We start from the raw sequence: 14,840 nt of genomic DNA on the forward strand, positions 1-14,840 counted from the left end.
TGAGGTAGTCAGGTTTATTTGGCGGCTTGAATTTCCTCGGTGGCTCTGGCAACGACTTGTTGGGCGTCGGTGGCATGGGCGCGGCCGGCTTGGGCCTTGGCCGTAACTTGTAGCAAGGCCAGCACGGGCTGGTCGGCCCCGTAAGCCTTGTACTTGATGGCGAGGTCCTTCAGCCGGGTTACGCCTTCGCTGAATGCGGTGGGGTCGTCGAGGCGGCCGAGCATGCCGGCCAGCGGTTCGAGCAGGTTGAATTTGCCCTGGGGACGGGCCGCGTCGAACTGGTCGCGCACGTAGGGCCACTGCGCCAGGCTACCATGTTGGGCATATACCTCAACCACGGCTTGCGTCAGGGCGGCATGACCGTCCTTTTCGTACGCTTTGGCGCGGGCCAGGGCCTCGGCGGGCTGCACGGCTCCCAGCGCCTGCAGGGCGGCCCCCTGCACGTTGTAGGACGGGCTGTTGAGCTGCCGGGTGACGTACTTCACGTCTTGCTTGTCCTTCAATTGAGCCAGGGCCGTGAGCAGGGGGGTCAGCACCGCGGTGTTTTTCTCAGTAGCCGCCAGCTTACGCAGGGCGGGGGCAGCGGCTTTGGCTCCGCTTTTATCGTCGAGCTTCAGGGCTTCAATCGCCGTCCGGCGCATGCTGTAGTACCGGTCGTTGAGGGCTGCCAGCAGCACCCCCCGGGCCGCCGCGTTGCTGGTTTGCTCTTTGGCCGCAGCGTCCACTGCTTCGCGCCGGTCCACGAACAAGGGGGCGTGGTGGTACTGGTACACCCAGTCGCTCATCGGCTTGTTGTCGGTTTTCAGCCAGAGCAGCTTTTTGTTGGCATCCACGTTTACCAGGGCGGGTTTGGCCGGTAGGGGCATGGTGAAGGTTTGAGTGGTTTCAGTCATCACCACGGACTGGTGCTGCACCTTGCCACCCACGTAGTAATCGATGGTGAAGGGCAGGCGGAAAGGCCGGCCCCCCTGGGTCTGCTCCACGGTCACGGACTGCATCTTCCGGGCCGCGTCCCAGGCGTAGGTGATGGTCACTACGGGGTGGCCGGGGGCGTAATACCACTGGTTGAAAAACCAGTTCAGGTCCTGGCCCGACACGGCTTCGAAGGCCAGGCGCAGCTGGTGGGCTTCGCCGTTGCTGAGGGCGTTGTCTTTCAGGTATTTCTGCAGGCCGGCGAAGAAGACGTCATCGCCCAGGTAGGTGCGCAGCATGTCCATGATGGCGCCACCTTTCTGGTAGCTCACCAGGTCGAACACTTCTTCCTGCTGGTCGTAGTGGAAGCGCACCAGGGGTTTGGTGGCATCGCGCGGGCTGGCCAGGTAGCGTCGCAGGTAGGTGTAGTAGTGGGCATCGGCCGCCTCGCGCCCGTATTTATGCTCGGCGTAAAGCCCTTCGGAGAAGTCGGCCATGGTCTCGTTCACGGTGATGTTAGCCCAGGACTCGGCCGTTACGTAGTCGCCGAACCACTGGTGGAACAGCTCGTGGGCGATGGTCGACTCGTTGCTGTACTCCCGGTCGAGCAGCTCGCGGTCGGTGAACTGCATGTGTTCGCCGTGCAGGGTGGCGGTAGTGTTCTCCATGGCCCCGCTCACGTAGTCGCGGCACACGATCTGGCTGTATTTATGCCAGGGGTACTCCACGCCGAGGCGAGTGGAGAAGAACTCCAGCATGTCGGGCGTGTTACCGAAAATCTGCTTGGCGAAGGGCGCGTACTTGGGCTCCAAGTAGTAGCTCACTTCCTTGCTCCGCCAGGTGTCTTTGTAGATTTTGAAGTCGCCCACGGCCATCATGAACAAGTAGGGCGAGTGGGGCAGGTCCATCTTCCAGGTGTCGGTACGCAGGCCGGGCCCGGCGGGCTGCTGGCTCACCAGCTGGCCGTTGGAGAGCGTAACGTACTTGCTGGGTACAGTCAGGCTGATTTCCTGGGTGGTTTTCTGGTTGGGCCGGTCAATGGTTGGGAACCAGGCCGACGAGGCTTCGGTCTCGCCCTGCGTCCAGATCTGCACCGGCTTGCCCGCCACGGCACTGTCGGGATTAATGAAATACAGGCCCTTGGCGTCGGTGATGGCCGCGCTGCCCTGCGTTTTCAACTCATCGGGCTTGGCCGTGTAGTCGAGGTAGATGGTGTAGGTCTCGCCGGGCTTAAAGGTTTTGCCCAGGCTGATGCGCAGGTTGGCCGCGTCGGTGTAGGTGTATTTCAGAGGTTGGGGCTGGTTGCCGTTCATCAGGGCCACCGTCTTGATGTCCATGCCCTTGGCGTCGAGCCGCAGCGAGTCGGTGGGGTAGGCGTGGGGCTTGAGCGTGACCCACTCCTTGCCGTAGAGGTAGCGCTTGGCATAGTCGAAGCGCACGTCGAGCTTGGTGTGAACCAAGTCGTTGATCTTAGTGGCCGAAGCGCGATACGGCGCTTCGGCCTGCGCGGCGGGTGGGGTAGGGGCTTGCGCCAGGGCCGAATCGACGGCCACCAGGCCCAGCAGGCCCGACACAAAAAGGTGCTTCATTGAAAACTGTAGTGAGTAAAAACAGGAGCTTGCGGGAAGGACGGGCCAGGGCCGATAACGTTGCCCATCCGGCCACGAAAGTAGCGCGCCGGGAGGGGCCGTATTCCGATGTACCCCTCTGAAGTGCGGGGCGCGGGCTGCGCGCTCCGGCTCGAGCCGTAAGTTTGTGGCCTCATCAACTGCCTCCTGAATGCGACTTAAGAGCTACGCCACCTTCTTCCTCTGCCCCTTTTTCACCTTTAATGCGCTGGCCCAGACGCCCGCCGACAGCAGCCGCGCCCTGCGCGAAGTCACGGTGTACGCCTCCCGCCTGAGCCAGCCCGGCAACCAGACCGGGCACGCCGTTACGGTAGTTCCCGGCGCCAGCCTGGCCCGCTACCCCGTTAATTCGCTCGACGACCTGCTCCGCTGCCTGCCGGCGCTGGAGATCCAGAGCCGGGGCAGCTTCGGGGCTCAGGCCGACGTGAGCTTGCGGGGCAGCACCTTCAACCAAGTGCTTTTTCTGCTCGATGGCCTGCGCCTGAACGACCCGCTCACGGGTCACTTTGGGGCCTACCTGCCCATCACCCCGGCCGAGATTGAGCAGATTGAAATCATCCGCGGGGCCGGGGCCGCGCTCTACGGCCCCGATGCCGTGGGTGGGGTCATCAACATCGTCACCAAAACGTTCGCGGCTACCGAGCGCCGCCACGAGGCCGAGCTCACCAGCACTATCCTGCGCGGCGAGTGGAACCTGTGGCACACTAGCACCGGCGGCTTCCTGGCCCAGGACCGCCTGCGCCTGGGCGGCGGCATTCTGCTGAACACCACCGACGGCCAGCTGCGCGACGCCCCCAGCACCTCGCGCAGCGATGTCCGTCTGAAAACCTACTCGCTCTCGGCGGCCTACGAGCTCACGCCCCGGCTGAGCCTGGCCGCCCGCGCCAGCCTCGACCGCCGTGATTACAGCGCCCAATACTTCTACACCACCAGTCTGGCGGACCAAGCCCGCGAAACCACCAACAAGGACTGGTACCAGGGACAAGTTCGCTACCAGCACAACGAGCGCGCCCGCACCGAGGCCCAGGTTTCGACCAGCCGGGGCACCGATTACTACCTGTTCACGCCCACGTCGGTGGCCAGCGACCACCTCACGCGCTACACCAACGTGCTCGTCAGCCACCAGCAGCAGTTCTCCGCCCAGGTGCGGGCCACGCTCGGCGGCCAGGCCGACCGGCGCGCCGTGGTGAGCAACGATCGCGGCAACCACGCGCAATGGCACTACGCCGCCTTCGGGGTCGTGGCCCTGACGCCTACCTCCGGACTGGCCCTCACCGGCGGCCTGCGCCTCGACCACGACCAGGCCTACGGCACCGAGCTGGTACCGCAGCTCAACGTGAGCCAGCAAGTGGGCGACGTGCTGACCGTGCGCGGGGCCATTGGCCGGGCTATTCGGGCCCCCGATTTCACCGAGCGCTACAACTCGAACGGCCGGGCCGGCATCGTGCCCAGTGGCTTCAACGTGGGCAACGCCGGTTTGCAGGCCGAGCGCACGCTAAACTATGAAGTTGGTGCCGACTACCACCCCGTGCCCGGCCTCACGGCTAAAATCACGGGCTTCCGGCGCAAGGGCAACAACCAGATCGATTACGTGCCCACGCCGGGCGCCCAGGTTATCGAAGCCAGCGGGCTCACCAACCTCAGCGCGGCGGCTACCTACCGCTACGCCCAAAACCTGTTCGACGTGACCACCCAGGGGCTGGAAACGGAGCTGGCCTACACCCAGGCCCTCACTCCTAAAACCCGGCTCGACGGCAGCGTGGGTTACACGTACGTGCGCGTGGCCAACGCCGAAAACATTGCCTCGCAGTACCTGGCCAACATTGCCCGCCACGTGGTTTCGGGCACGGTCGGGCTCACCTCCAACCGCGTCAATGGCAGCCTCAGTGGCCTTTGGAAGCAACGCGACGCCAATGCCGCGGCGCTCATCAACCGCACCCAGCGCCGGGAGTACGTGGTGTTCAACGCCCGGCTGGAAGTGGCGATGCTGCCGCAGCGGCTCTGGCTTACGGGCCAGGTCCAGAACCTGTTGAACGAGCAGTACGCGGATCTGCTGGGCGCCCAGATGCCTTCTCGGTGGCTGATGGGTGGCCTGCGGCTGGCGCTGCGGAAATAAGACGCCGGGGCGCTTAGCGGAGCGTAACCTACGCCCTACCGCTCGGCGCGCACCGGCCGCCAGCACCTACTTCTCCTTCTCGTAGAAGGGACAGCCTAACCTAGAGCGAAACCAAGCAAGGGCAATAATTATTTGCTGGATAAGCATTATCTGGTCATCAAATAGCAAGCAGCTCAGCATATTACCTATGACTCTCGACCAAGCTACTCCTTCAGATCAAGCTTCCGTTTCCGAGCAAGTAGCCGAGCTGATCCAATTGGTACGCTCCGGGGAAGAGACCAACATTCAGCAAGCCTTGCAGTTAGCCAAGAGCTTAGGTAATCCGGCCACTTTCCGGCAGTACCTGGACGGCTTGCTCTCCCTTTACCAGCTCGCTTTTAGAAACAAGCGCAAGACGCTGGATGCCGTCGACCTCACCCAGCTATTTCAACTCACCCGCCTAAAGATACCGGGGGGAAGAAAGCTTACTGCGCTGCCCGATAGCTTAGGAGAATTAAAAAACTTACGATCAATTGATTGCACTGATAACCAACTACAAACCTTACCTGAAAGTATTGGGCGGCTACCCCAGCTGAAATTGCTTGATTGCGCCGGTAACCGACTACAAGTATTGCCTCAAAGCCTCGGAGCGTTACAAAACTTGCAAAAGCTCAGGTGCTTTGATAACCAACTCCAGGCCCTGCCTGAAAGCATAGAGCAGCTACAAAAATTGCGAACGCTCATTTGCGAACGGAACCAGCTACAAGCCCTACCCGAAAGCTTGGGAAAGCTAAAAAAAATAGAAGTACTATATTGTTCTGGCAATCAGATAAAAGCCTTGCCAAAAAGCCTCGGGCAGCTACAAACTCTGGAATTACTCGATTGTTGTGATAACCAGCTACAAGCTCTGCCTGAAAGCATAGAGCAGCTACGGAAATTGCAAACGCTCTATTGCAATAATAACCAGTTGCAAGCCCTGCCCGAAAGCATAGGGCAGTTACAAAACTTACAACTGCTCGATTGCTATAACAACCAGCTACAAACCTTTCCAGAAAGCTTAGGGCAGCTGCAAAGCTTACGAAAGCTTGGTTGCTCTTATAACCAACTGCAAGCCCTCCCCGAAAGTATAGGAGCGTTACTAAACTTAGAAGAACTCTATTGCGCTTCTAACCAGCTACCAGCCTTGCCGGAAAGCTTAGCGTCATTGCCTAAGCTCACCAAGCTGGATGCCCGTGGTAATCCCTTCATTCATATCCCCTCCGCCTTACGCCAAAAGCCGGGGTTGAAATTACTGGTGGATGAATAAAAGCGCAGGGGCTTGGTAGTTTATGCTTGGTCTTGCCTTGGGAAGCTCGTGCTTTTAACGAAACGACCATCTATGTGATAAGCATTCTCCGCTTATCAACAGCTGCTCAATCTTATCAACCCACCAATATCTCAGCCCTGTTTCTTCCACTTATTTGACCTTACGCAAAAAGAAAGGAGTAGAATTATGGGTAAATTAAAGCATTTTTCCAGTCCGTGTCCACCATGTCTGGCTCCCCCTCTCCTGGGGAGAGGGGTTAGGTTTCACCGGCGGCGTCCGGTACACTGATCGGAGAACCGCTATAGTTACAGGAGTGAGCCGCTGGTAGCGGATTGAAGACCTGAGCTAGGAGCTAGAGGCTGTTATGAACTTGTAGTGAAATTTGGGGTATGGCAACCGTTCGCACCTGCCCCAGTGATATCCAAGACCGAGGAGAGGGCCTTCGTCGATCCGCTGGGCCAACTGCTACGCGTGGTCATCATCCCGGCCAGTGGTTAAAAAATCGCGGGCGAAACCGACTTTGTGCTGCTGCCCAAGCGCTGGGTGATCGAGTGCGGCTTTGCATGGCTGAGTCGTTTCCGCTGCCTGGCTTGAGCCGAGACGGCGAGCGCCTGAACAGCAACGGCATTCCGTGTTCTTTACTTCTATCCTGTTGGCCCGCCTCCCCGCAAGTTCATAACAGCCTCTAGTGGACAAGTGGTCTTCGTTATCAACAGCGGTCAGAGCCGCGTTCCTGATCAACTCCTGTTTTGAAAGAGAGAGCCCTTTGTCTTACCTTTGGGCCATCAATTCTTTCGCCAAAGGATTGTTTTTATACAGAGGCGCTGAGAGACAGGCTCAACGACGCGCCGGCAACCCCCCGCAACCGCGGGTACGGTGCCAAGTCCTGCTAATATAAAAACAAGTTGCCGTGGACGCTGCCAACAACAATTCCGATTTTCCTGCTGCTTTTGATGTCCGCCTGGCAGTAATGCCCTGGGCCGGCTCAGGCTGTTGTCGCTGTTGTTGCCTGGCCTAACCGGCCCTTAATACTGCTTTGTTGATACCCCCGCTGCCCGGTAGGGTCCGCTGTGGGCTCGTGCGCGGCGTACGCGCTGGCAACGGGCCGTTAAAGCCTTGGCAGCAGGTTACGACGACTACGAGCAATGGCTAGTCGGCCCCAGCTCAGGCAGTTGCTGCCCGCGTACCCGGTATCGAACCAGGGATTGCGCCCGGGCCTGACCGGAACGTCCAGCTTCAGGACTATCGGGGCTTTTGAGACGGTGGGGTTGATTCCTTTCTGCTCCCCGCCAGCCCCGGCCAAATGGAGGGAGCGGTTTTCAGCATAAGTGATTTGAGGGTTGGCCTAACCGAGACCGGGATACTGCCATCGGGCCGAAAATCGGGCCGATTTTATTCACGCAAGGGCGCCCTCCAAGGTGGTGCGCTATAACACATTACAACCAAGCACATGCTTAAAAAGTCACTGGAGCTGCTTCGATTAGAAGCCGCCGAAACCGGGGCGCACACGCTCAAGCGCAGCCTCAACGGCATCAGCCTGATTGCCATTGGCATCGGCGTAATTATTGGCGCCGGTTTGTTTTCGCTCACGGGGATTGCCGCGGCTAACAACGCCGGGCCGGCTGTTACCCTCTCTTTTGTAGTGGCCGCCGTGGGCTGCGCCTTCTCAGCGCTGTGCTACGCCGAATTTGCCGCCCTGGTGCCCGTTTCGGGCAGCGCCTACACGTACGCCTACGCTACTATGGGCGAGTTATTTGCCTGGATCATTGGCTGGGACCTGGTGCTCGAATACTCAGTCGGCGCCGCCGCGGTCGCCATCAGCTGGTCGCAGTACCTGATCAAATTCTTAGGCAAGTACGGCCTGCACATTCCGGCTCAGTTGGTGATGTCGCCCTTCGAGACCGCCACGCTGGCGGATGGCTCGGTGGTAGCGGGGGTTGCGAACGTGCCCGCCATGCTCATCGTGCTGGCCCTGACGGCTATTGTTACGCGGGGTACCAAGGGGTCGGCGTGGTTTAACGGGCTGGTGGTAGCGCTGAAGGTGGCCGTGGTGCTGGTGTTCATTGCGCTGGGGTGGCGGTACATCGATCCGGCTAACTACCAGCCCTACATTCCGACGAATACGGGCACCTTCGGCGAGTTTGGGTTGAGCGGAATTCTGCGCGGAGCAGGGGTGATTTTCTTCGTATTCATTGGCTTCGACATCGTGGCCACCATGGCCCAGGAAACCAAAAACCCGCAGCGCAACATGCCCATCGGCATCCTGGGCTCGCTGGCCATTTGCACGGTCCTGTTCGTGCTGTTTGGCCACGTGCTGACGGGCCTGGCCAACTACACCGAGTTCAAAAACAGCGCCGCGCCCGTCGCCATCGCCATCGAGAAAACACCCTACGCCTGGCTTAGCTCGGCGGTGATTCTGGCCATCCTCATCGGCTATACCTCGGTGATTCTGGTAGATCTGCTGGGGCAGTCGCGGGTGTTCTTCTCCATGTCGCGGGATGGCCTGCTGCCCCCGCTGTTTTCCCGGCTGCACCCGCGCTTTCACACGCCGTTTCAGTCTACTTTGCTGCTGGGAACATTTATCGCGTTGTTCGCCGGCTTCGTGCCCATCGCCGTGGTGGGCGAGATGACGAGTATCGGCACCCTGCTGGCCTTCGTAATGGTGTGCCTCGGCGTGCTAATCATGCGCCGTACCAACCCCGATGCGCCGCGCAGCTTCCGCACGCCCTGGGTGCCGGTGGTGCCCATTCTCGGCATCGGGGTGTGCCTGGTGATGATGGCCTCGCTGCCCTGGGGAACGTGGCTGCGGCTGGCCGTGTGGCTGGCCATCGGCCTGGCCATTTACTTTAGCTACGGCCGCAAATACAGCAAGCTACGGCAGCAGCAAAAACAGCAAGCGGCGTAAAGCGCCAGTTGGAGTGCGGTTCCGATAGCCGAGCCAAGCGCGCCGGCTCCCGGGCGCAGGCCGGTTTTGCTCGGGGCCCGACTCTGTCCGAGGCCCGTATCTTGGCGGCACGATGAAGCGGTATTGTTTGCAGTTTCTGATTGTCTGGCTATCCCTGGTGGGCTTGGCTGCTTGCGCCAGCACGGCTCCCCGTTCCGCGGGCGACCTGCGCCGGAGTGTGGGCGCACCCGGGGTGGTGCAAATTCAGGATAGCTTGTTTATGGACGAAGCCGAAGTAGCCAATCTGCACTGGCTCGAGTACTTACACTTCATTCGCCGCGATTCATCGGCGGCATTTTACCGGTCGCAGTTACCCGACTCAACCGCCCAGCCCAGGCTGCGTCCTGCGGGAAAAGCTGCCCGCTCGCCCGCCGACACCACCGTGGCCACTTACCTGTCCCACCCGGCCTACCGCTACTATCCGGTGGTGGGCATTACGTACGGACAGGCCCGCAACTATTGCCGGTGGCGGACTGCCCTGGTGCGCCAACAGCTACAAGCCGCTACCCTCCAACGTAATTCCACCACGTACTACGGCAAGCAACACAAGCTGCTGGTTGCTCATAACGTCAGCGTGGAGTACCGCCTGCCTACCCCGGCCGAGTGGGAACTGGCCGCCAGCCAGCCGGCCCCGGCCACCCTCGCTACCGAACCAGCTGCCCTCGCCGATATTAATTCGCTGCCTGCTAACCGATTTGGAATTCGCGGCCTGTCCGGCAACGTGGCGGAACTGACAGCCCGACCCAGCGTGATAAAGGGCGGCACCTGGTTCCAGCCCAACGTATCACCTCGGGCCGACCTGCCCAACCCAGGCCCGCGCCCGTGGTTAGGCTTCCGGTGCGTCTGTGAGGTGCAGGTGCGGCCGAAAGCGGCGGGGCGGTAGACGCCGTAAATAAGGAAAGTTAGTTAATTCAGTTTGCGGACTACCAAGGGTTAGCCCCAGTGGTGCTTGCGGTAAACCCAAGCTTTAGACTCAAAGTTTGAACAAGCCGCAGCGCGGCGACAGGTTGGTAGCATGCTGGGCGTTAAAGCTAAAGGGGGAAAGCCGCGGAGCGGTGACAGAACTACTCGCGCCGCTGTCACCGCTCCGCGGCTTGCATTCATTCCCATTGTTCATTCTACCAACCTGTCGCCGCTCCGCGGCTTATCCGCACTCAGCCTGGCACCCGGTCTGGCTCAGCAATGGTGCGAGTTTAGCGCAGCGTAACTCGGCCCACCATTGGGGGAGGTTGCACTTCCCACAAAACGGCTCATTTGGTGCGGTTCCGCCGTGCCGCTGGCACGGCAGGGGAGGCGCAGCCTCCCCGTCATGGCCCACCGCGAGTTTAGCGCAGCGTAACTCGCGTCAGTTGGGGTCAGTGCGGGCCAGTTGGGGAACTCGCGCCAGTTGCTGCGCGAGTTTAGCGCAGCGTAACTTGGGCAGCAACTGGGGCCGCGCGGGTCTTCGGCTGCTGAAAACGCGACCTTTTCTGCGGTTACCTTTGTTGATTCTTCGCGCGGAAAGGAATCCGTGGAACCCGCCCAACCCGTTTACATCAGTGATAGTTTGCATTGCCGAAAAGCCCAGTGTAGCCCGTGAAATCGCCAACGTGCTCGGGGCCACCCGCCGCATGGATGGGTACCTGGAGGGCAACGGCTACCAGGTCACCTGGACTTTTGGCCATTTCTGCCAGCTCAAGGAGCCCGACGACTACCAGCCCGAGTGGAAGCGGTGGAGCCTGCACAACCTGCCCATGATTCCCGATACGTTCGGCATCAAGCTCATGCGCCGCGACGAGGGGGTGGTCAAGCAGTTCCACACCATCAAGCGACTGGTCGACGAGGCCACTGAAGTCATTAACTGCGGCGACGCCGGGCAGGAAGGGGAGGTGATTCAGCGTTGGGTGCTAATGGAGGCCAAGTGCCGCAAACCCGTGAAGCGGCTGTGGATTTCTTCGCTCACCGAGGAAGCCATCCGCCAGGGCTTCCAGAACCTGCGCGAGGCCAAGGAGTTCGACAGCCTCTACCAGGCGGGCAAGAGCCGGGCCGTGGGCGACTGGCTGCTGGGCCTGAACGCTACCCGCCTCTTCACCCTCAAGTACACCTCTTACCAGGATAAGCAGCTGCTGAGCATCGGCCGGGTGCAAACCCCCACGCTGGCCCTGCTGGTGGAGCGCTGGCACGAAATCCAGAACTTCAAGCCCGAGCCGTACTGGGTGCTGCGCACCGAGTACCGGGGCACCATGTTCAGCCACGTGGCCCCGCCCGACAAGGCTAAGGATGCCGACGCGGCCCCCGACAACAAGGCCCGCCTGCGCGCCCTGGGCTATTTCGTGACCGAGGAAGAAGCCAACGCGGCCCTGGAAGCCGTGCGCCCCGCGCCGTTGGTAGTGACGGACGTCGAAATCAAAAAAGGCCGCGAGTCGCCGCCGCGCCTGTTCGACCTGACTTCGCTGCAAGTGCAGTGCAACAACCAGTTGGGCCTCTCGGCCGAGGACACGCTGAAAATCGTGCAGGCCCTGTACGAGAAAAAGGCCGTTAGCTACCCGCGCGTCGACACCACGTTTCTGCCCGACGACCAGTACGCGAAGATTCCCGGCATTCTGCGGGGCATTGGCTACGACAGCCTCACCGCGCCGCTGCTGGCGACCAAGATTCCGAAGACGCCCAAGGTTTTCAACAACAACAAGGTCACCGACCACCACGCCATCATTCCGACCGGCGCGGCAGGACCCAGTGGGGGCCTGGAAACCAGCGTGTACGACATCATTGCGCGCCGGTTCATCGCTGCTTTCTACCCCGACTGCGAGGTGAGCAACACCATCGTGCTGGCCGAGGCCGCCGGGCGCCCCTTTCGGGTGCGCGGCCGGCAAATTCTGAACCCCGGCTGGCGAGTGGTGTACGGCAACCCCGAAGAGCAGCAGGCTCCCAAGCCCGCTCCAGGCCCCAACAACCAAGCCTCAGGCACCACCGAAGACGACGACACGGTTGCGACGGTGCTGCCCAGCTTCGTGAAGGGCGAAAGTGGCCCGCACAAGCCCCGGCTGGACAGTAAAATCACGCAGCCCCCCAAGGATTATACCGAGGCCACGCTGCTGCGCGGCATGGAAACGGCCGGCCGCAACATCGACGACGACGAGCTGCGCCAGGCCATGAAGGAAAACGGCATCGGCCGCCCCAGCACCCGCGCCGCCATTATCGAAACCCTGTTCAAGCGCAACTACATCCGCCGCGAGAAGAAGCGCATCGTGCCCACACCCACGGGCGTCGAGCTGATTGGCTTGATTCGCAACCCCACCCTGAAGTCGGCGCAGCTCACCGGCCAATGGGAGCAGAAGCTGCGCCAGATTGAGAAGGGCGAGCTGTCGTCGGAAGCATTCCTGGCCGAGCTCACGGGCTTGGTGCGCGAAATGGTGCAGGAAGTGAAAACCGACACCTCGGGGCGCGCCGTGACTTCGGGCAGCGCCGAACAGGTAGTAGCGGCCGTGCAGGCTACCGCTGCTACCGGTAAAGCGGCCGGCTCGAAAGCTCCCGCGGGGAAGGCCTCCGGCAAGGCGCCGGCTGGGGAAGCGGCCGGCCTGGGCTCCTGCCCGGTTTGCAAAAGCGGCGCCGTGCTGCGCGGCAAAACGGCCTTTGGCTGCGGCCGATTCCGCGAGGGTTGCACCTTTCGGCTGCCCACCGAAATCCAGGGTAAAAAGCTCAGCGACCCGCAAGTGAAAGCCCTGCTGGCCAAGGGGCGCACACCCATCATGAAAGGCTTCGTGGGGGCCGGGAGCCAGAAATTCGACGCCGCCATTGGCCTCGACGCGACCTATCAGCCTACGCTGCTGCTGGCCGCCGAAAGCAAGCCCAGCACCGCCACCGACCCCGGCCAGATTCCGTGCCCGGTGTGCAAGCTCGGTACCATGCTCAAGGGCAAGGCGGCCTACGGTTGCTCCCGCTTCCGCGAGGACTGCCAGTTTCGTGTCGCCTTCGAGTGGGGCGGCAAGGCCCTCACCGAAACCCAGCTGAAGATGCTGCTGCGCCGGGGCGAAACCAGTGTTATCAAGGGGTTTATCTCCGCCAAAACGGGGAAAAAGTACGACGCCGCACTGAAAGTAGAAGAGGGGCGCGTGGTGCCGGTGTTCGGGTAGGACTTGACGTAAAAAGCTGGCCTGTTCTATTGGTTAGAAGATGGTTATTGCCTGATGATGCTCTCCGACTTCGTGTTTCGCCCTTACCGTGCCACTGATGAGGCCTCCGTGATGGCGCTATTTCGCAGCAACCTCACTCCGTATTTTCTGGAATCGGAAGCGGCCGATTTATGCAGCTTTTTGCGCCAGGATCCGGGGCCCTATTTCGTGGCCGAATGGGGGGATGGAACTACCCAGGCGGGCCAGGTGGCAGCCGTCGGCGGCTATGCGTTGAATGCTCACCACGCCGTACTTACCTGGGGTATGGTCGACCGCTGCTTGCACGGCCAGGGGGTGGGCCGCGCATTCACTCAATTTCGCATTGCCGAGTGCCAGCGGGCATTTCCGGGCCGCGCCATTGAACTCAATACCTCGCAGCACACGGCTGGATTCTACGAGAAGCTGGGATTCCGTACGTTAGCTATCGAGACTGACGGCTGGGGCCCTGGCCTCCACAATGTGCACATGCTACTGCCCGCCTGATTGCCGCCGGCTAATGACGAAAACTTCAGTGCTAATTTGTGCTAGCGAGCTGCATTGTCCTCATACTGCACCAGGTTCTTCACCATGCCTTTAAAAATAACGCCGTGGAATGGGAGTACCGAATACCAGTACAGCCGGCCGGCCAGGCCCCGCGGGCGGTAAGCGGCCAGCTGCTCCACGGCGGAAGAACCGTCTGCCTGGTCGATGATGCGAAACTGCAGCCAGGCCTCGCCGGGCAGCTTCATCTCCGCGTACAGCAGCAGCCGGCGACTGGCCTTGTCCGCGACCAGCACGCGCCAGAAATCGAGTGGGTCGCCGGCCCGCAGGCGGCTGGGGGAGCGCCGGCCGCGGCGCAGGCCCACGCCGCCCACGGCCTTGTCGAGAAAGCCCCGCAGGCGCCAGAGCCAGTCCGTCTTGTACCAGCCCCGGTCGCCCCCGATGCGCCAGATGTTGTCGAGCACTTCCGCCACCGGCCGTCGGAAGGGCATGAGCTGGCGGTTGAAAAACATGCCATTTTTGGGAATCTGAATAGCATCCATGTAGTTCTGGCGCATGGTGCCGCTGCTCAGCGCGTCGCTCCACGAGCTCACCACCTCGTTCTGCTCGATGCGGGTGAAGGCCAGGGCCAGGGCCGCCCGGTAGTTCATGCACTCATGGGCCACCACGGCGCTGATGCTCTTCCGAGGGTCGCACACCGTGTCGTTCTTCAGGCTTTCGACCAGGCTTTGAGCGAGGGAGAACGTGGTGCTGGTCACCAGATACAGCCACCACGACGACAGCCGGGGCGTAAGCACGGGCACGGTTACAATCCACCGCTTGTAGCCGCGCTCGGCGGCCAGCCCGAGCAGCATCTGGCGGTAGGTGAGCACGTCGGGCCCGCCCACGTCGAAGGCCCGGCCGAAGCAGGCCGGGTTGTCCAGCACTGCGCTGAGGTAAAACATAATGTCGCGAATGCCAATGGGCTGGCAGCGCGAATTAAGCCAGCGCGGCGTCACCATCACCGGCAGCTTCTCCACCAGATCACGGATAATCTCGAATGAGGCCGAGCCCGAGCCAATAATGATGCTGGCCCGCAGAACGGTGAGCTCGGCGCGCTCGGCCTTGCCGAGGACCGTTTCCACGGCTCGCCGCGAGCGCAGGTGTACGCTCAGGTCGTGGTCGTTGGCGATGCCGGAGAGGTAGATGACCTGCCGGGCGCTGGTCGTGTTCAGAAACTGCGTGAAGTTGTGGGCCGACTGTTGCTCTAGGCAGTGTCTGAAAAGTGCTGGAGCTTAACTTAGGGGATGGCAGCACGATACGAATTAACGGATGCGCAGTGGGC

At 61.3% G+C, this 14,840-nt stretch carries 8 protein-coding genes and 1 riboswitch; of the genes, 6 read left to right on the forward strand and 2 right to left on the reverse strand.

Features of this window, described 5'->3' with window-relative positions:
* Positions 1 to 14: 14 nt before the first annotated feature.
* Positions 15 to 2,501: a M1 family aminopeptidase gene (locus IC235_RS07575; RefSeq protein WP_191004566.1), complete on the reverse strand. Its 2,487-nt coding sequence runs from the start codon at positions 2,499 to 2,501 to the stop codon at positions 15 to 17.
* A gap of 190 nt (positions 2,502 to 2,691) precedes the next feature.
* Here IC235_RS07575 and IC235_RS07580 point away from each other — a divergent pair, with 190 nt between their 5' ends.
* The 6 genes from IC235_RS07580 to IC235_RS07610 all read left to right on the forward strand — a co-directional run bounded on the left by IC235_RS07580 (position 2,692) and on the right by IC235_RS07610 (position 13,519).
* On the forward strand, positions 2,692 to 4,656 hold the full coding sequence (locus tag IC235_RS07580) for a TonB-dependent receptor plug domain-containing protein (protein ID WP_191004567.1): 1,965 nt from the start codon (positions 2,692 to 2,694) through the stop codon (positions 4,654 to 4,656).
* Positions 4,657 to 4,843: 187 nt separating this feature from the next.
* Positions 4,844 to 5,941, forward strand: coding sequence for a leucine-rich repeat domain-containing protein (locus tag IC235_RS07585; RefSeq protein WP_191004568.1), 1,098 nt, complete (start codon positions 4,844 to 4,846; stop codon positions 5,939 to 5,941).
* 808 nt (positions 5,942 to 6,749) lie between these two features.
* Positions 6,750 to 6,842, forward strand: a riboswitch (SAM riboswitch).
* A 549-nt stretch (positions 6,843 to 7,391) separates the two neighbouring features.
* Positions 7,392 to 8,846, forward strand: a complete 1,455-nt coding sequence (locus IC235_RS07595) for an amino acid permease (RefSeq protein WP_191004569.1) — start codon at positions 7,392 to 7,394, stop codon at positions 8,844 to 8,846.
* A 112-nt stretch (positions 8,847 to 8,958) separates the two neighbouring features.
* On the forward strand, positions 8,959 to 9,768 hold the full coding sequence (locus IC235_RS07600) for a formylglycine-generating enzyme family protein (RefSeq protein WP_191004570.1): 810 nt from the start codon (positions 8,959 to 8,961) through the stop codon (positions 9,766 to 9,768).
* 655 nt (positions 9,769 to 10,423) lie between these two features.
* On the forward strand, positions 10,424 to 12,997 hold the full coding sequence (locus IC235_RS07605) for a type IA DNA topoisomerase (RefSeq protein WP_191004571.1): 2,574 nt from the start codon (positions 10,424 to 10,426) through the stop codon (positions 12,995 to 12,997).
* A gap of 54 nt (positions 12,998 to 13,051) precedes the next feature.
* Complete coding sequence (locus tag IC235_RS07610) at positions 13,052 to 13,519, forward strand: GNAT family N-acetyltransferase (RefSeq protein WP_191004572.1); 468 nt, start codon at positions 13,052 to 13,054, stop codon at positions 13,517 to 13,519.
* Between the two features lie 41 nt (positions 13,520 to 13,560).
* On the opposite strand, the gene IC235_RS22575 is transcribed toward IC235_RS07610, so the two are convergent.
* Positions 13,561 to 14,640: an SDR family oxidoreductase gene (locus tag IC235_RS22575; protein WP_317173544.1), complete on the reverse strand. Its 1,080-nt coding sequence runs from the start codon at positions 14,638 to 14,640 to the stop codon at positions 13,561 to 13,563.
* Between the last annotated feature and the right edge of the window lie 200 nt (positions 14,641 to 14,840).

The sequence above is a fragment of the Hymenobacter montanus genome (genome assembly GCF_014699115.1).
Taxonomy (GTDB): domain Bacteria; phylum Bacteroidota; class Bacteroidia; order Cytophagales; family Hymenobacteraceae; genus Hymenobacter; species Hymenobacter montanus.